The organism is Nocardioides sp. P4_G10 (assembly GCF_056401175.1).
Genome location: NZ_JBFUJV010000033.1, coordinates 1 through 16633, shown reverse-complemented (window position 1 = coordinate 16633; position 16633 = coordinate 1). Strand labels below are relative to the sequence as shown.

Sequence of the window (16633 nt, the reverse complement as noted above, 5' to 3'; positions counted from 1 at the left end):
CGGGCAGCTCAGCCACCGAGCGGGTTGCCGGCCAGCGAGAGCAGCCGCTCGTACTGCTCGGGGTCGGTCGTGTTGACGCCCAGGTCGTGGTCGACCTTGCCGAGGCCGTGGTGGTCACTGCTCCCGGTGGCGACGAGGTCGAGGTCGGCGGCGATGCCGCGCAGCCGCTCGCGCAGCTCCGGGGGGTGGTCCTGGTGGTCGACCTCGATCCCGGCGAGGCCGAGGTCCTTCAGCATGGCGAGCGCGGTCTCGTCGAGCACGGTGCCGCCGCGCCTCCCCCACGGGTGGGCGATCACGGGCACGCCGCCGGCGCCGGTGATGATCGGGATCATGTCCTCGAGCGCGGACGCGTAGCGGTTGACGTAGCCCGGCTGCCCCGGGCTCAGCAGCGTCGCGAACGCCTCGGTGCGGTCCCGGACCACGCCGAGCCGGGCGAGGGCGTCGGCCACGTGCGGGCGTCCCGCCGCGACCGAGCCCCCGGACTCACGGCGTACGTCGTCCTCGGTGATGTCGACGCCGTGCGCGCGGAGGGCCGCGACGATGGCCGGCGTCCGCGCGGTGCGCCCCTCGAGGATCCGGTCGAGCTCGAGCACCAGCGCCGGGTCCGTCGGGTCGGGCAGGTAGCCCAGGAGGTGCACGCCCCGGTGGCCGAAGCGCGTGCTGATCTCGAGGCCCGGGACGAGCGTGATGCCGACCTTGTCGGCCACCTCCTGCGCCTCGGCCCAGCCGGACATGGCGTCGTGGTCGGTCAGCGCGACGACGTCGAGGCCGGCGGCTGCGGCCTCGCGCACCAGGTCTCCCGGGGTGTCGGTGCCGTCGCTGGCGGAGGAGTGCGTGTGGAGGTCGATCCGCACGTCAGCTGTTCCACTTCAGCAGCGCCGGGTGGTCGCGCTCGAAGCCCAGCACCGACACGGTCGAGGTGTCGAGCTTGAAGAACCGGCCCACGTCGGCCGGCTGCTCGACCCAGCGTGCGGTCAGCACGCGCAGCGAGTGGCCGTGGGCGAAGACGAGGGTGCGGTCGTGCTCCCGCGCCCGCGCCACGACGCGGTCCAGGCGGGCCGAGACCTCGTCGGCGGTCTCGCCGCCCGGCGCGGGGTGCGTCCAGATCGTCCACCCGGGCACGTCCTCGCGGATCTCCGCGGTGGTCACGCCCTCGTAGTCGCCGTAGGCCCACTCGACGAGGTCCTCGTCGACAGCGGCGTCGGGGAACCCGGCCAGCGCGGCCGTACGACGCGCACGCTGCCGCGGGCTCGTCAGGACGAGGTCGAACTCGACCTCGGCCAGCCGGGACGCGAGCGCCTTCGCGCCCTCCTCACCGGTCTCGGTGAGCGGCAGGTCGGTCACCGAGGTGTGCCGACCGTCGCGGCTCCACTCCGTCTCACCGTGCCGGACCACCCAGAGCTCGGGGCCATCGGAGTTCGCGCCACCGGAGGTCATGTCCGCGAGTCTGCCACGGGCGCCGGGCGGGGCTGTCACGATGCTCGGCATGACGACCGCCGACCTCCGCCGGGCGCGACGCGCGATCGCTGCGGCGTTCGCCGTGCAGGGCCTGGTGTTCATCAGCCTGACCACCCGGCTGCCCCGGTTCCAGGACAGGTGGGACCTCGGCGAGCTCGCGCTCTCGGGCGTCCTGCTGATGATGGTGCTCCTCGCCGGGGTGGGGTCGCTCGTCGCCGAGCGGCTCGCCCCGCGCCTCGACAGTGCCGTGGTCCTCCGCGCCGGGCTGCTGGTCGTCGCGGTGTCGGTGGCGGTGACCGTCCTCGCCCCCACCCGACCGGTCTTCGTCGTCGGGCTCGCGGCGTACGGCGTGGGGCTCGGGCTCGTCGACGCCACGGGCAACATGCAGGCGGTGGCCCTCGAGCACCGGTGGGGCCGGGTCGTGCTGCCGTCGTGCCACGGGGCGTGGACGATGGGCGGCATCGTCGGCGCCGTCGTCACCCTGGCCACCGGGGACGTCCCCTGGTCCGCGGTCGCGCTGGTCGCCGCGCTCCCGCTCGCTGCCACGATGGCGCCGTACCTCCGTCGCGACCACGGCGGTCCTGCCACCACCACGGAGACGGACGTGCCGTGGCGGGCGATCGTGATGGTCGGGCTGGCGCTCGTCGCCTTCTACACCGTCGACACTGCCGCGGCGACCTGGGGACCGGTCTACCTCGACGACGTCTTCGACGCCCCCGAGGACCTGGTCGCCCTGGCCACGCTCCCCTACCTCGTGGCGAGCGGCGTGGTGCGTCTCGCCGGTGACCGCCTGACCGAGCAGGTCGGCGCGGTCCGCCTGGTGCGGGTCGGGGCGGCAATCGCCCTCGTCGCGCTCACCGTGGTGGTCGCCGCACCGTCGTGGCCGGTCGCGGTGCTCGGGTTCACGCTGCTGGGCTGCGGGGTGGCGGTCGTGGCGCCACTGAGCTTCTCGGCCGCCGCGGCGCTGGCCGGCCGGGACGCCGACCCGGCGACGCGGCGAGCCCGGGTCGACGCCGTGGTGGCGCGCTTCAACCAGTTCAACTACGCCGGTGCGCTGCTCGGCGCCGTCATGACGGGGGCCGTCGGCTCCAGCTCGCTGAGGATCGGCTTCGCCGTGCCTCTCGTGCTGGTGGTGGCCCTGTTCTGGCTGGCGAAGGCGTTCGCGCCGGCGGACGAGGTGCCCGCCGGCGCGCGCTAGGACTCGGGCGGGACGGCCTCAGACGCCGCCGCCACCGGCCTTGCGTCGGTGCATCGGCTTGGCGACGTTCTTGTCGTTGACCTCGGAGCCGTGCGCCTTCTCCCGCGAGCCCGCACTGTCGTCCGGGTGGTCGTGGCCCTTCTTGCGATCGAGGGCCTCCCGCATCTTCGCCTTGATGTCGGCGTTGGGGTCCTGATCGGCCATGAGGTCCTCCTGGATCGATGAACGGTCGGAACCCCCACCCTGTCAAACCCGGCAAGCAGGGTCGAGCGGTTAACCCTTGCGCAGCACGTCGATCCGCGCGCCGAGCTTGCCCATCGTCCGGTAGACCTGCCAGCGGCAGTCGCCCAGCATCACGTCGTACGCCGCGTCCCCGAACTCGGCCCGGTAGCGCTCGGGCTCGCGCAGCAACCGCGCCAGGTGAAGGAGCGCGCGGCCCCCGCTGCCGTCCTGCTCCTGCGACCACTCGCCCCACTCGGTGGAGAGGTCGATGGTGTCGATCACGTGCAGCCCCGACCGGGCGATCGCGTCGTCGACGACCCGCGGGTCGGCGGAGGCGGGCACCACGCCCATGACGTCGAAGAGCCAGTCGGCCTCCTCGTCGCCGAGCAGGTCGGTCGCGACGGCCTGGAACGCCACGACGTGCCCGCCGGGTCGCAGCACGCGGGCGAACTCCGCGAACGCGTCGTCGGGATGCTCGACGTGGACCATCACGTCGCGGCACCACACCAGGTCGAGCGTGGCGTCGGCCACCGGCAGGTCCGTGGCCGTGCCGCGCTCGAACGCGAGCCGGGAGGAGATGTCGGGCACGAGGTCGCGACGGGCGGCGCGGGCGAGGTCGAGGTGGCGCTGCACCGGGTCGACGCCCAGGACGCGGAAGCCGAAGTGGGTCGCGAGCCGGACGGCGTGGGCGCCCTCGCCGCACCCGACGTCGACGACCCGGCTGTCGGGGCGCAGGTCGAGCTCGCGCACCACCTGGAGCAGCACCGACGGGTCCCGCGGTGCGAGGCTCTCGTCGAGGCGCGCCGAGAAGGCCGCCTCCAGCCGCGGGTAGGTGTCGTAGAAGAAGGTGCGATCCCAGGCCACGGACCGAGTCTGCCGCCACCCAGTAGGGTCACCCGCATGGCTCGCCGCGTGTTCCTCCACGTCGGCACGGCGAAGTCGGGGACCTCCTTCCTGCAGGACCTCTGGTGGCGACACCGCGACGAGCTCCGCGGCCGCGGGCTGCTGCTGCCCGGCGCGCGCCGCGACCACTTCGCCGCAGCCGCCGTCGTCAAGGGCATGACCGCCGTCGTCGAGACGCTCGTCGACCGCGAGCGCGACGCCTGGCGGCGCCTCGTCGAGGAGGCGCGGCACTGGCCTGGCGACGTGCTGCTCACCAACGAGCACTTCGCCGACTCCCCCGCCGAGGCGGCGAGGGCCGCGCTCGACGACCTCGCTGCCGCCGCGGACGAGGTCCACGTGGTCGTCACGGCCCGCGACCTCGGACGGGTGCTGCCCTCGGCGTGGCAGCAGCGGGTCAAGATGGGCGCCCGGCAGGCCTACCGCCGCTTCCTCGCCACGGTCCGTCGCGACGAGGACGACCAGAAGTTCTGGCGCTACCAGGACGTGCCCGCGATCCTCGAGCTCTGGTCCGCCGGCCTCCCCCACGAGCGCGCCCACCTCGTCGTCGTACCTCCTCCCGGCGCGCCGCGCGAGGAGCTGTGGCTGCGCACCGCCTCGGTCCTCGGCGTCGACGTGGCCGGTCTCGACACCGAGGCCGAGCGCCCCAATGCCTCCCTCGGCCTGGTCGAGGCGGAGCTCCTGCGACGGATCAACGAGCGGCTGCCACGGTCCGAGCGGTCCCCCGAGCTGACCCGCCACGTGAAGGGGACGTTCGTCCCCGAGGCGCTCGTCGGCTCGGCGGTCCGCGAGTCGTTCGTCCTGCCCGCCCGGCACCACGCCTGGGTGCACGAGCGCGCGGCGGCGATCGTCGCCGACCTCCGCGCCAGCTCGTACGACGTCGTGGGCGACCTCGACGACCTGCTGCCGGCGCCGCTCCGCGACGGCCGCACCCCCGACGACGCGACCGACGAGGAGCTTCTCGCGGCGGCCCGGACGGTCCTGCCGCGCCTCGGCGCCGACTCCGAGCCCGCGTCGCTCGAGGAGGCCGTCGGCCTGATCGCCGACGACCTGCTCGGCCGCGTGTCGCCGGTGGCGCCCGACCGAGCGGTGTCCCAGCCACCTTCCGAGGCTCCCGGAAGTGGCTCAGGCACCGCCCTCGGGCGTGTCCTGCGTCGGCTCACCGACCAGCGGTGAGCCACGGGCACTCCGGTGGCCGGGGATGCCCCTGACACCCCGCCGAGCGAGGGCTCAGCGCGGGACGAGCGCCCAGCAGTCGAGGTCGAGCAGGACCCCGTCGGCGTACGTCCCGTCGTCGCCGCGCAGCGTCATCGACTCGTCGCGCCCGCGGGTGGCGACCAGCCGCAGGCGCAGTGCCCCGACGCCGGGTGCGTCGAGGATCGCGGTGTCGAGCACCTCGGACCAGGCGTGGACGGTGTCGCCGGCGAACGCCGGGGCGACGTGGGCGCCGGCGTTGATCGCGGAGACGAGCTGGGCGTTGGCCAGGCCGTTGAAGGACAGCGCCCGCGCGAGCGAGATGACGTGGCCGCCGTAGACGAGCCGCCGGCCGTCGGGACGCGCGTCGGTGTTGAAGTGCACCTTGGCGGTGTTCTGCCACAGCCGGGTGGCCATCATGTGCTCGGCGTCGGTGAGCGTCACGCCGTCGACGTGGTCGATCCGCTCCCCCACCTCGTAGTCGCCGAGCCGGTGCGGCTCGCCGGCGGCCACGACGTCGTACGCCGAGAAGTCGAGGCCGGCGGGCACCACCAGGTCCTCGGGCGCGACGACGTCCGCGAGCGACGGCACGACGGTCTCGGAAGCGGGCGAGTCGGCCGACCGCTTGTGCACCATCACCCAGCGGGCCCAGTCGATCGCGACCTCGCCGCGCTGGTTGGTGGCGGTCGACCGCACCCAGACCACCCCGGTGCGGCCGCTGGAGTTCTGCTTGAGGCCGATGACCTCCGAGCGGGTGCGGAGGGTGTCACCCGGCGCGACCGGCACGTGGAAGCGGCACTCCGCGTAGCCGAGGTTGGCCACCGCGTTGATCGAGACGTCGGGCACCGTCTTGCCGAACGCGACGTGGAAGCCGATCAGCTCCTCGACCGGGTGGGCCGTGAGCCCGACCGACGCCGCGAACTCCGCCGACGACGGGACGGCGAACCGCGTCGGGTAGATCGCGCCGTAGAGCGCACGGTCACCCTCGGTGACCGTGCGCGGGGTGGCGTGCTCGATGACCTGCCCGACGGAGAAGTCCTCGAAGTAGTTGCCGGCGTTGGTCTTCATGGCCGACATGGTGCCGCACGCCGAGGCTCATGGGGCCTCGACGTGGGATGTGTCACCGTGCGTGTGGCTCGCGGCCGAGGATCTCGCCGCTCGGCGCCGTCGTCAGGGACCCGGTCTCGTTGAACTGGTTGGTGATGCGGATGGTGACGACGGCCGGGTCGTCGCCGCTCCGGCTCAGCACGGCACGCCCGAGCCGACCCTGCTCCACCCGGAGGGCCCCCCTGGCGGTCCGGATGTTGTCCACGAGCCGGTCGGCGTCGAGGTCGGCCAGGTCCACCCGCGCGTGCGGCTCGACCAGAGCGGACTGATCGGCGTCCTTGGTCCACGTGCCGGCCCAGGACCAGACCTCGAACCGTGGACTCGGGCCGGGCAGCGGCACCTGCACGACCACGCGGCGGGGGAAGAAGGTGACCTCGTAGGGCTCGAGGGAGCCGAACCGGGCCTGGTAGGAATCCACGAAGTCGCGCACCGACGCCGCCTTCAAGGTGAAGCCGGGCGAGTCGACCGAGCCGGTCATCCCCCTCGGAGTCGGCATGGAGTACTCGGACGGCTGCTGAGCGGACTGCCCAGCGGCAAGCACCGCGAGGACGCCGAGGCCCACGAGCACGGCTGCGGCGGTCCCGAGCACCTTTCCGGCACTGATGCTGGAAGGCACGGCCTGACGGGCAGGGCCAGGGGCGACGGGCGTCGACGTGCGTGGGCTCGCCGGCACGGGTCGGTTCTGCAGGTCCCGGGTCAGGCCCTCGAGCTCGTCGAGCGTCTCGGCGACCAGCGCCCGCGACACCCGCAGCTCGCGGTCCTGCTCCCCCAGCTGCCCGTCGACGTACGCCGCCTCGATGACGTCGACGTAGCGGTCGCGATCGGCGTCACGCGCCCGGAAGTCCCCCACGCGCAGGAGTGTAGGTGAGCGGAGCCGCCCTTGCTCAGCCCTCCGACTGCTTGCTGAAGGCGGCGTCGAAGGACTGCGCAGGCGGCTCGAAGTCGAGCGCCCGCAGGCGCTCGAGCGCCTCGGGGGCACCGCGCAGGCGGTCCATGCCGGCGTCCTCCCACTCCACCGAGATGGGGCCGTCGTAGCCGATCGCGGTGAGGGCGCGGAAGCAGTCCTCCCACGGGATGTCGCCGTGGCCGGTGGACACGAAGGTCCAGCCGCGGCGCTGGTCGTCCCACGGCAGGTGCGAGGAGAGGATGCCGTTGCGGCCCCCACCCATCCGCATCCGGGTGTCCTTGCAGTCGACGTGGTAGATCCGGTCGGCGAAGTCGGAGATGAACGCGACCGGGTCGATGCCCTGCCACATCATGTGGCTGGGGTCCCAGTTGATGCCGAACGCCGGACGGTTGTCGATCGCGTCGAGCGCACGCCGGGTGGTCCAGTAGTCGTAGGCGATCTCGGAGGGGTGCACCTCATGGGCGAAGCGCACGCCGCACTCGTCGAAGACGTCGAGGATCGGGTTCCACCGGTCGGCGAAGTCCTGGTAGCCGGCCTCGATCCGCTCCGCGGGGACGGGCGGGAACATCGCGACGTACTGCCAGATGGAGGACCCGGTGAAGCCGACGACGGTCTTCACGCCGAGCTTCTGCGCGAGCCGGGCGGTCAGCTTCATCTCCTCGGCGGCGCGCCGGCGCACGCCCTCCGGGTCGCCGTCGCCCCACACGTGGTCGCGGACGATGGCCTGGTGCCGGAAGTCGATCGGGTCGTCGCAGATCGCCTGGCCGGTGAGGTGGTTGGAGATGGCGTGCAGCTGGAGGCCGTGCTTCTCCAGGATGCCGAGCCGCTCGGCGACGTAGTCCGCGTCGTCCCAGCGCCACGCGTCGAGGTGCTCGCCGGAGACGGCCACCTCGAGGCCGTCGTAGCCCCACTCGGAGGCGAGCCGGGCCACCTCCTCCAGGGGCAGGTCGACCCACTGGCCGGTGAAGAGGGTGAACGGGCGACCCATCAGATCGGGCCCCCGTCGACCTCGACGCAGCTGCCACCGCGTGCGGAGCTGGCCTCGATCGCGGCCAGGACGCGCTGGACGGCGATCCCGTCCTCGAACGACGGCGTGGGCTCCCGACCCGCGGCGAGCGCGGCGAGGAAGTCGGAGGCCTGGTTGGTGAAGGTGGCGTCCCAGCCGAGGACGTGCCCGGGCGGCCACCAGCCGTCGATGTAGGGGTCGTCCTGCTCGGTCACGAGCTCCCGGCTGAAGCTGTCGGCGCCGTCGAGGCAGACGTCGAGGTGGTTGAGCGACTCGAGGTCGAAGCGCAGGGCGCCGTTGCTGCCGTAGACCTCGATGCCGAGGGCGTTCTTGCGGGCGGTCGCCATGCGGGTGACCTCGAGGCTGACCACGGCACCGCCGTCGGTGCGCAGGGTGCCCCACGCGGCGTCGTCGACGGTGACCTCCTCGGGGCCGTCGGCGCCGGTGCGCTGCGGGACGAAGGTGTGAGTGATCGCGTTGACGGCGGTGACCTCCTGGCCGAGCAGGAAGCGCACCTGGTCGACGGCGTGGGAGGCCAGGTCGCCCAGCGCGCCGGAACCGGCGAGCTCGCGGCGCAGCCGCCAGGTCATCGGGGCAGCGTCGTCGGCGAGCCAGTCCTGCAGGTAGGAGACGCGCACCTGCCGCACGTCGCCGAGACGGCCCGCGGCGATGTGTCGCTTGGCCAGCGCGAGCGCCGGCACGCGCCGGTAGTTGAAGCCGACCATCGAGTGCACGCCGCGCTCGCGGGCGGCCTTCGCGGTGGCGACCATCTTCTCCGCCTCGGCCATCGTGTTGGCCAGCGGCTTCTCGGCGATCACGTGCTTGCCTGCCTCGAGGGCGGCGATCGCCACCTCGGCGTGCAGGTGCCCGGGGACGCACACGTCGACGATGTCGATGTCGTCGCGGTCCAGGACCTCACGCCAGTCGGTGGCCGACTCGGTCCAGCCGTACTGCCCGGCCGCGGCCGCCACGGCGTCCGCGTCACGACCGACCAGCACCTGCTGGCGTACGCCGGGAGCGCCGGGGCGCAGGGCCGCGACGTTGCGCCACGCGTGGGAGTGCGCCTTGCCCATGAAGGCGTATCCGATGACGGCGACTCCCGGGGACCCGGCGGCGCCCGATGCGCTGGGTGTGCTGGTCACGTGCTTCTCCTGACTTGCGGGGGACGGTCGCTCAGGCGAGGGACCGGAGGAAGGACAAGCCGTCTCGGGCGAGCTCGTCCTGGGTGGGTGCCAGCGGACGCCAGATGGAGGCGGCCGTGGCGATGGATGCGTTGTCTGCGGTGAAGCTCTCGATGACGAGGGGGCCGTCGTAGCCGACGTCGTCGAGGGCGGACACCAAGGCCTTCCAGTCTGTCTGGTCGCCGCCCGGCGCGCCACGGTCGCTGCCGCAGACCTGGACGTGCGCCAGGTGCTGACCGGCGGCCCGGATCGCGCCCGCGCTGGACCGCTCCTCGATGTTGAGGTGGTAGCTGTCCAGGGCCAGGCCGAGTCCCTCGCCGAGCAACGGCTCGAGGGCGGTCAGGGCCTGGTCGACGGTGTTGACCAGAGAGGTCTCGTAACGGTTGAGCGGCTCGATCCCGAGCCGGACGCCCTGCGCGACCGCGTGGTCGACCACTGGTGCGAGGTGCGTGCGGAGGTCGTCGTACGCCGTTTGCCGCTGGTCGGTGTCCATCCGCCAGACGCGGCCGGTCGAGGCGTAGAACGGGCCGCACACCGACCGCGCGCCGATGCCGGCGGCGAAGTCGATGCAGGCGCGGAGGTAGTCCTGGGTGTCGGCGACGCACGACGCGTCGACGAGGTCGCGTCCCGGGGCCATCGCTCCGACGACGCACGGCGTCAGGCCGGTCTCGGCGAGCACGTCGGACACGACGGGGACGGTGAGGTCGCCGGCGTTCTCCAGTGGGAGCTCGACGGCGTCGAAGCCCATGCCGGCGATCCGTCGCAGCATGTCGGCCACGCCCGCGTCGGTGAGCGGCGAGGTCCAGACCCACGTGTTGACGCCGATCTCGCGCATGGAGCGGTCCTTCCGGGGCGGTGTGCCGTGTTGGGGTGCGGTGCTGGGTGCGTGTTGGGTGCGTTCTGGGGTGGTGCGGGGACAGGTGTCGGTGGGCCGGGCGMGCCCGGCCCACCGACGGGTGGATCAGATCACGACGTGATCCGGTTCAGGGCCGGATCAGGGGATCTCGCGCTCCTGCCAGACCTCGGGGTAACCGACGAGGTCCTCGCCACCGAACTTGGCGTAGTGGCCGTCGGGCATGCCGTCGTTGGCCTCGAGGTAGTCGGCGCGCTCGTCCTCGGTGATCGGGGTCTGCGGGAGGACCCACTCCTTCGGGACCTCCTCGCCGGCGAAGATCTTCTCGAGCGCGAGGAGCGGGGTGCGCCACTGGAAGTTGGAGTAGACGGGCGCCAGGCCGGTCAGCCCGGTCTCCTCCCACTTGCGCAGGAAGGTCATCTCGTCCTCGCCGGTCATGACCGGGTAGTCGGCACCGAAGTCCTCGAAGGCCTCGATGGCGGCGGCAGCGCCGTCACCGGCGTCCATCCAGACGCCCTGGACCTCGCCCTTGCCGAGCTCGTCGGTGATGATCTTCTTGATCTCGGTCGGGTCGGCACCGGTGAAGTAGTCGACCGCCTCGATGCCGTTCTCCTCGAAGAGCTTCTCGGCAGCCGCCCAGCGCTGCTCGAGCACGTCGACACCGGGCAGGATGCGCAGCGCGACGACCTTGTCGCCCTCGTCGAGGTTGTCGATGAGGAACTCGGCGGTGTCGATGCCCCACGCGAAGCCACCGATCGGGTGGATGAAGGTGGTGGCGCAGTCGGTCTCCACGCCGCGGTCGAAGACCACGACGGGCTTGCCGGTCTCGCACGCGCGCTCGACCGCGTCGGTCATCGCGGCGGTGGAGTTGGGCGAGATGATGAAGGCGTCACAGTCGCCCTCGGAGATGAAGTAGTCGATGTCGGCGATCTGGGTGTTGTCGTCGTCACCGGCGTCGCGGGTCTCCATCTCGGAGATGACACCCTTGTCCTGGAGGTCCTTGAGCTGCTGGTTCATGGTGATCCAGCCGGTCTGGCGCCACGGGTTCGAGATCGAGGCGTTGGCGAAGCACGCCTTCATCTCACCGTTGGCCTTGTAGTCCGACGTGTCGGTCATCTCGCCGTCGATGTACTGGAGGTAGGGGGTCTCGGGGTCACCCTCGAACGTCGCCGAGCGCTGCTCGTACTGCTCGTCGTAGACGGCCTGGTCGAACCATTCCTGCTCGTCGCCCGAGCCCTCCTCCTCCGACGCCTCGGGGGACTCGGACGTCTCCGAGCTCTCGTCGGTGCCCGACGTGGAGTCGGTCGGGTCCTCGGTGCTGCACGAGGTGGCGAACACCCCGAGCAGCAGGGCCGAGGCCACTGCCATCGGCGCGCGGTGGATCTTGTGGCGCATCAGTTTTCTCCTGTTTCAGTGCCCGGGCGGGCAGTGGTGGGTGATGGTGCAGGTGCTGCTGGGGTGGACCGAGAGGGGGGACGACGACCCAGGGACCACGCCCGCGCCGAGGCGGCGACGGCGAGGATGATGATCACGCCCTGGACCGTGTTCCTCCAGGTGGACTCGACCTCCTGGAAGTTGAGGAACGAGAAGAGCAGCTCCAGCGCGAAGGCGCCGGCGGCGGCCGAGAGCACCCAGCCGCGTCCGCCGCCCAGCACGACGCCGCCGAGGACCACAGCCGTGATGGCCTGGAACTCGTAGCCGGCGCCGACCGATGGGTGCACTCCTGCGTAGCCGACGAGGAGGATGCCGGCGATGGTGGCCGAGAGCGAGGACAGGATGAACGCCCGCGTCTTGACCCACCAGACCTTCGCGCCGGCCAGGCCGGCGGCGTCCGGGTTGTCACCGGTCGCGATCAGGGTGCGGCCGAACGGTGAGCGCATCAGCCAGAAGCTGCCGGCGGCGACGGCGACGAGGATGATGACGGAGTAGGGCAGCACGTCGAGGACGGGCACGTCCTGGATGCCGCCGCGGCCGATCTCTCGGAACGTGTCGACCGGGTTGCCGGTCGCCGCGCCACCGGTCAGGTACTTCACCAGGCCGCCGAGGGCGAGCATGGTGCCGAGGGTGACGATGAAGCTCGGCACCTGCAGGATCGTGGTGCCCAGTCCGTTCACGATGCCGACGGCCACGCCGATCACCAGCATGAGCGCGATGGCCGGGAGCACCCGGCTCTCGTCGTCGCCGATGTAGTTGCCCGCGATGACGACCTGGGTCGCGATGACCGCCCCCATCGAGAGGTCGAACTCGCCGGCGACGATCACGTAGTACTGGCCCATCGCGGCGATGGCGATCGGCGCCGTGCGGCCGATGAAGCGGATCAGCTGCGGCGGCTCGCCGAAGGAGGGGTTGACCCAGACGACGGCGATGAAGAGGACGGCGAGCAGGATGAACACCGCCCCACCCGGCGTCAGCGCGCCACGGAGGAGGCGCTGCGGGAGCGAGCCCTCGGTGAGCGGGAGCGTGCGGCCGGCCGCGGAGGCCTCGGGGCTGGAGGTCGCGGTGCTCATGCGGTCTCCTCCTTCGTGGTCGATCCGGGGACGGGCAGCGAGGGCCGGCTACCGCTGCCGAAGCGTGGTGGACGGCGTACGACGCTGCGGCGGGCGTAGACGGCGACGGCGAGCACGATCACCAGGCCGCGGATGAAGTCCTTGAGGAACGGGTTGACCTGCATGACACCCATGACGCTGTCGAGGACGGCGAAGATCGCGACGCCGCCCATCGTGCCGACCACGCTGCCCTTGCCGCCGGCGAGCAGGGTGCCGCCGAGCACGACCGCCGCGATGGACAGCAGGTCGTAACGGCCCTGCGACCCGATCGTCGGCGACCCGACGCCGGTGCGCGAGAGCAGGAGCAGTGCGGCGAGGCCGACCAGCACCGAGCAGAGCACGTGGGCCGAGACCACCGGCAGGACGGTCCGCACACCCGACATGCGGGCGACGTCGCGGTTGCCGCCGATGGCGTAGACGTGGTGACCCAGCCGGGTGTAGCGCAGCATGAGCGTCACCAGGACGGCACAGGCGAGCAGGACGAGGAACGCGGTGGGGATCCAGCCCACGATCCCGCTGCGGCCCAGCAGCCTCAGGTCGGGCGCCGCAGAGCCGTGGCTGCCCTGGTAGTTGGTGGCGAGGTAGCCGCTCACGATCAGGCCGACGCCGAGGCTGGCGATGAAGCCGTGGACGTGCAGGACGCTGACCAGCAGCCCCATCGCGAGGCCCACCACCGCGCACACGGCGAGGGTGTTGAAGACCGCGGCGGGGATGTTGCCGTCGAGGCCCTTCATGCCGCCGGCCGCGACCACCGTCGCGAGGCTGACGACGTAGGGCACCGAGAGGTCCAGGCTGCCCACCAGGATCACGAGGGTCTGGCCGATCGAGATCAGCCCGAGCACGCTCATCGCGGTGAGGACGGCCCAGATGTTGCCCTGGCTGAAGAAGTTGCGGCCCTCGAGGGCCGTGAGCACGGTCGAGACGATGATGACGCCGACGAGCACGAGGTAGATCAGTGCGGTCGAGTCGAGCTGCTTGGCACCGCGCGGTCGCGCGGCGCGCCGACGGCGTACGGAGTCGCGGGACTCCACGCTCGCGGCCGGGTCGGTGGTGGCACTCATGCTGCTTCCTCGCTCGCTGCTCCGGTGGCCATCGCCAGCACCGCTTCCTCGCTCGCACCCGCCGAGAGCTCGCCGGCGAGCCGGCCGTCACGCATCACGAGGATGCGGTCGGACATGCCGATCACCTCGGGGAGCTCGCTGGAGACCATCAGCACGGCGACGCCCTGACGGGTCAGCTCGCGCATCAGCTCGTAGACGCGGTGCTTGGCGCCGACGTCGATGYCGCGGGTGGGCTCGTCCATCAGCACGACCAGCGGGTCGATGCTCAGCCAGCGGGCGAGCACCACCTTCTGCTGGTTGCCGCCGGACAGGAACTGGACCTCCTGGCCCAGGCTGTGGGCGGCGACGTCAAGACCGGACAGCACGCCCGGCATGTCCCGCCGCGCGGTGCCGGTTCGCCGCGGGAAGACCGCGCGCACCACGCCGAGGGCGTTGTCGAGGATCGACTGGTTGAGCGCGAGGCCCTTGGCCTTGCGGTCCTCGGTGATGAAGGCGAGCCGGGCGCGCACGCCCTGGCGAGGGCTGCTGACCTTGAGGGGCGACCCGTCGAGGGCGATCGAGCCGCGCGACACGGGGTGCACGCCGAAGACCGTCTCGAGCAGCTCGGTGCGACCCGAGCCCTGCAGCCCCGCGATGCCGACGATCTCGCCGGCGCGGACCTCCAGCGAGACGTCGTCGACATAGCCGTTCCCGACACCGGACAGCGCCAGCCGCACGTCACCGACGGCGACGTCGACGGGCTTCTTGGGGAAGTACGTCGTCAGCGGGCGTCCGACCATCAGGCGCACGAGCTCGGCCTCGGAGAGCTCGGCGGCCGGCCGGGTGGCCACGTGCTCGCCGTCCTTGAGGATCGTGATGGTCGTGCAGAGGTCGAAGATCTCCTTGAGCCGGTGCGAGACGTAGACGATGGCGACGCCACGGTCGGTGAGGCGACGGATGATCGAGTAGAGGAGCTCGACCTCGTGGTCGGCCAGCGCCGCCGTCGGCTCGTCCATCTGGATCACCTTGGCGTCGAAGCTCACCGCCTTGGCGATCTCCACGACCTGCTGCTCGGCGACCGACAGGTTGCGCACGAGGGTGCCGGCCCTCAGGCCGGCCACGCCGAGGCCGGTGAGCAGCTCCTCGGTGTCACGGCGCATGCGGCCGGTGTCGACCGGGCCGAAGCGGCCGAAGCGCCGTGGCTCGCGACCGAGCCAGATGTTCTCGGCGATCGTCCGCTCGAGGAGGAGGTTGAACTCCTGGAACACGGTGGACACGCCGGCGCGCTGCGCCTGGACCGGGTGGCTGAACGACACCTCGTCGCCGCCGACGACGATCGTGCCGCTGTCGGGTGTGTAGACGCCGGCGAGCATCTTCATGAGCGTCGACTTGCCGGCGCCGTTCTCGCCGACGAGGCCGTGGACCTCACCGGCGCGCAGGGTCAGGTCTAGACCGTCCAGCACGGTGTTGCCGAAGAAGCTCTTCGTCATCCCGGTCGCGACGAGGGCGTTCTCGACCGGGTGGTTCTCGGGGGTGATCGGGGGCACGGGCGACACTGTGGCACGCGTCACGGGCTTTTGTCGAGTACCTCTCAAAAGTGTTACCTCTGGCGTGCAAAGTCGTGCATGTGCTTGACTCCGCCCGTGCGAACCGGTGAGCTTTTCGATCTCCTCCGTGACGGAAGGCCCTGGACGCGAGCCCAGCTGGCCGAAGCGACGGGCCTGGCGCGCTCGACGATCACGGCCCGCATCGACACCCTCATGCGCCTCGGCCTGGTCGCCCCCTTCGGCGGCGCCCGGTCCACCGGCGGCCGTCCTCCGGCCCTCTTCGCCCTCAACCCCACCGCCAAGGTCGTGGTCGGCGTGGACGTGGGCGCGACCCACGCCAGCGCGGCCCTCACCGACCTCAACGGCTCGATCCTCGGCGAGGTCGACGCGCAGATCGCGGTCGCCGACGGCCCCGAGGCGGTCCTGTCCTGGGTCGTGGAGTCCGTGCGCGACCTCCTCGAGACCAGCGAGCGCCCCGCCGAGGACCTCGCCGCCATCGGCATCGGCCTCCCGGGCCCCGTGGAGCACTCCACCGGGCGCCCCATCAACCCGCCGATCATGCCCGGCTGGGACCGCTTCGACGTGCCTGCCTACCTGCAGGAGAAGTACCCGGTGCCGGTCCTCGTCGACAACGACGTCAACATCATGGCGCTGGGCGAGCGCCGGCGGCACCTGCGCGACGTGGACGACCTCGTTCTCATCAAGGTCGCGACCGGCATCGGCGCCGGCATCGTGTCCGGCGGCATCCTGCAGCGCGGCGCCCAGGGCACGGCCGGCGACCTCGGGCACGTCCGGGTGCCCGGCGCCGACGACGTGCCGTGCCGGTGCGGCAACTCCGGTTGCCTCGAGGCCGTCGCAGCAGGTCCCGCGCTCGCGGCCGCCGTGCGCGCCCAGGGCGAGCAGGCCGAGAACGGCGGCGACGTGGTCGAGCTCGTGCGCTCAGGAAGCCGGGTCGCGATGGGCGTCGTGCGCCAGGCCGGGCGCGACATCGGCGAGGTCGTCGCCACCATGGTCAACCTGATCAACCCGTCGGTGGTCGTCATCGGCGGCCAGGTCGCGGGCGCCGGGGAGCACCTCCTGGCCGGGATCCGCGAGTCGGTCTACCACCGGTCGCTGCCGCTGGCCACCGAGCACCTGCGCATCGTCACCTCGCGCGCCGGCGGCGAGGCGGCGGTGCTGGGAGCGTCCGCGCTCGCGATCGAGCACGTCCTCTCCCCCGACGCCGTCGAGGCCGCCAGCGAGGCGCTGGCCGCCGCCGACGCCGCGGCCGAGGCGACCGGCGGTCGCTGACCCGCTCAGCGCAGCTGGTAGTCCTTGAGCAGCGAGCGGCCGATGATCATCTTCTGGATGTCGGAGGTGCCTTCGCCGATGAGCATGAACTTGACCTCGCGCATGAGGCGTTCGATCTCGTACTCCTTGGAGTAGCCGTAGCCGCCGTGGATGCGGAAGGCGTCCTCGACGACCTCGTTGGCGT

Annotated in this window: 17 protein-coding genes; 3 read left to right on the top strand and 14 right to left on the bottom strand. The window is 72.0% G+C overall.

From position 1 onward, the window contains the following. Positions 1 to 8: 8 nt before the first annotated feature. Together AC1DP1_RS22040 and AC1DP1_RS22035 are read right to left on the bottom strand one after the other, a co-directional pair. On the bottom strand, positions 9 to 854 hold the full coding sequence (locus AC1DP1_RS22040; protein ID WP_477508657.1) for a PHP domain-containing protein: 846 nt from the start codon (positions 852 to 854) through the stop codon (positions 9 to 11). 1 nt (position 855) lies between these two features. Continuing rightward, positions 856 to 1437 carry a histidine phosphatase family protein gene (locus tag AC1DP1_RS22035; protein WP_477508656.1) on the bottom strand — a complete coding sequence of 194 codons (582 nt, stop codon included), beginning with the start codon at positions 1435 to 1437 and terminating at the stop codon, positions 856 to 858. A 49-nt stretch (positions 1438 to 1486) separates the two neighbouring features. Here AC1DP1_RS22035 and AC1DP1_RS22030 point away from each other — a divergent pair, with 49 nt between their 5' ends. After that, positions 1487 to 2656, top strand: a complete 1170-nt coding sequence (locus tag AC1DP1_RS22030) for an MFS transporter (RefSeq protein WP_477508655.1) — start codon at positions 1487 to 1489, stop codon at positions 2654 to 2656. 18 nt (positions 2657 to 2674) lie between these two features. Here the strand turns inward: AC1DP1_RS22030 and AC1DP1_RS22025 are convergent, their stop codons facing one another. Both AC1DP1_RS22025 and AC1DP1_RS22020 read right to left on the bottom strand, forming a co-directional pair. Beyond that, positions 2675 to 2860 (bottom strand): DUF5302 domain-containing protein, encoded by a 186-nt coding sequence (locus AC1DP1_RS22025; protein WP_191194958.1) that lies wholly within the window; start codon positions 2858 to 2860, stop codon positions 2675 to 2677. A gap of 69 nt (positions 2861 to 2929) precedes the next feature. After that, complete coding sequence (locus tag AC1DP1_RS22020; protein ID WP_477508654.1) at positions 2930 to 3742, bottom strand: class I SAM-dependent methyltransferase; 813 nt, start codon at positions 3740 to 3742, stop codon at positions 2930 to 2932. A gap of 36 nt (positions 3743 to 3778) precedes the next feature. Here AC1DP1_RS22020 and AC1DP1_RS22015 point away from each other — a divergent pair, with 36 nt between their 5' ends. Next, a complete protein-coding gene (locus AC1DP1_RS22015; protein ID WP_477508653.1) occupies positions 3779 to 4954 on the top strand; it encodes a hypothetical protein in 1176 nt (391 codons plus the stop codon). Positions 4955 to 5008: 54 nt separating this feature from the next. Here the strand turns inward: AC1DP1_RS22015 and AC1DP1_RS22010 are convergent, their stop codons facing one another. From AC1DP1_RS22010 to AC1DP1_RS21970, 9 genes are all read right to left on the bottom strand, one after another. Beyond that, positions 5009 to 6040 carry a MaoC family dehydratase gene (locus tag AC1DP1_RS22010; RefSeq protein ID WP_477508652.1) on the bottom strand — a complete coding sequence of 344 codons (1032 nt, stop codon included), beginning with the start codon at positions 6038 to 6040 and terminating at the stop codon, positions 5009 to 5011. Positions 6041 to 6092: 52 nt separating this feature from the next. Continuing rightward, positions 6093 to 6929, bottom strand: coding sequence for a DUF1707 SHOCT-like domain-containing protein (locus AC1DP1_RS22005; protein ID WP_477508651.1), 837 nt, complete (start codon positions 6927 to 6929; stop codon positions 6093 to 6095). A gap of 34 nt (positions 6930 to 6963) precedes the next feature. Then, positions 6964 to 7974, bottom strand: a complete 1011-nt coding sequence (locus AC1DP1_RS22000) for a sugar phosphate isomerase/epimerase family protein (protein ID WP_457191615.1) — start codon at positions 7972 to 7974, stop codon at positions 6964 to 6966. After that, positions 7974 to 9134, bottom strand: a complete 1161-nt coding sequence (locus tag AC1DP1_RS21995) for a Gfo/Idh/MocA family protein (protein ID WP_457191617.1) — start codon at positions 9132 to 9134, stop codon at positions 7974 to 7976. Before AC1DP1_RS21995 ends, AC1DP1_RS22000 begins: the two co-directional genes overlap by 1 nt. A gap of 31 nt (positions 9135 to 9165) precedes the next feature. Continuing rightward, positions 9166 to 10008, bottom strand: a complete 843-nt coding sequence (locus AC1DP1_RS21990; protein ID WP_477508650.1) for a sugar phosphate isomerase/epimerase family protein — start codon at positions 10006 to 10008, stop codon at positions 9166 to 9168. A 159-nt stretch (positions 10009 to 10167) separates the two neighbouring features. Further along, complete coding sequence (locus AC1DP1_RS21985) at positions 10168 to 11421, bottom strand: substrate-binding domain-containing protein (RefSeq protein ID WP_477508649.1); 1254 nt, start codon at positions 11419 to 11421, stop codon at positions 10168 to 10170. Then, the gene (locus AC1DP1_RS21980) at positions 11421 to 12533 is read right to left on the bottom strand and encodes an ABC transporter permease (RefSeq protein WP_477508648.1); all 1113 of its coding nucleotides are present in this window, start codon (positions 12531 to 12533) and stop codon (positions 11421 to 11423) included. Before AC1DP1_RS21980 ends, AC1DP1_RS21985 begins: the two co-directional genes overlap by 1 nt. Further along, a complete protein-coding gene (locus AC1DP1_RS21975) occupies positions 12530 to 13633 on the bottom strand; it encodes an ABC transporter permease (RefSeq protein WP_477508647.1) in 1104 nt (367 codons plus the stop codon). Before AC1DP1_RS21975 ends, AC1DP1_RS21980 begins: the two co-directional genes overlap by 4 nt. Further along, positions 13630 to 15159, bottom strand: coding sequence for a sugar ABC transporter ATP-binding protein (locus tag AC1DP1_RS21970; protein ID WP_477508646.1), 1530 nt, complete (start codon positions 15157 to 15159; stop codon positions 13630 to 13632). The genes AC1DP1_RS21975 and AC1DP1_RS21970 overlap by 4 nt, the downstream gene beginning before the upstream one ends. Before the next feature lie 96 nt (positions 15160 to 15255). Between AC1DP1_RS21970 and AC1DP1_RS21965 the strand changes: the two genes are divergently transcribed. Then, positions 15256 to 16449, top strand: coding sequence for an ROK family transcriptional regulator (locus tag AC1DP1_RS21965; RefSeq protein WP_457191629.1), 1194 nt, complete (start codon positions 15256 to 15258; stop codon positions 16447 to 16449). A gap of 5 nt (positions 16450 to 16454) precedes the next feature. On the opposite strand, the gene AC1DP1_RS21960 is transcribed toward AC1DP1_RS21965, so the two are convergent. Further along, positions 16455 to 16633, bottom strand: a 179-nt coding sequence (locus AC1DP1_RS21960; RefSeq protein ID WP_477508673.1) for an acyl-CoA dehydrogenase family protein, incomplete at its 5' end; no start/stop codon positions are given.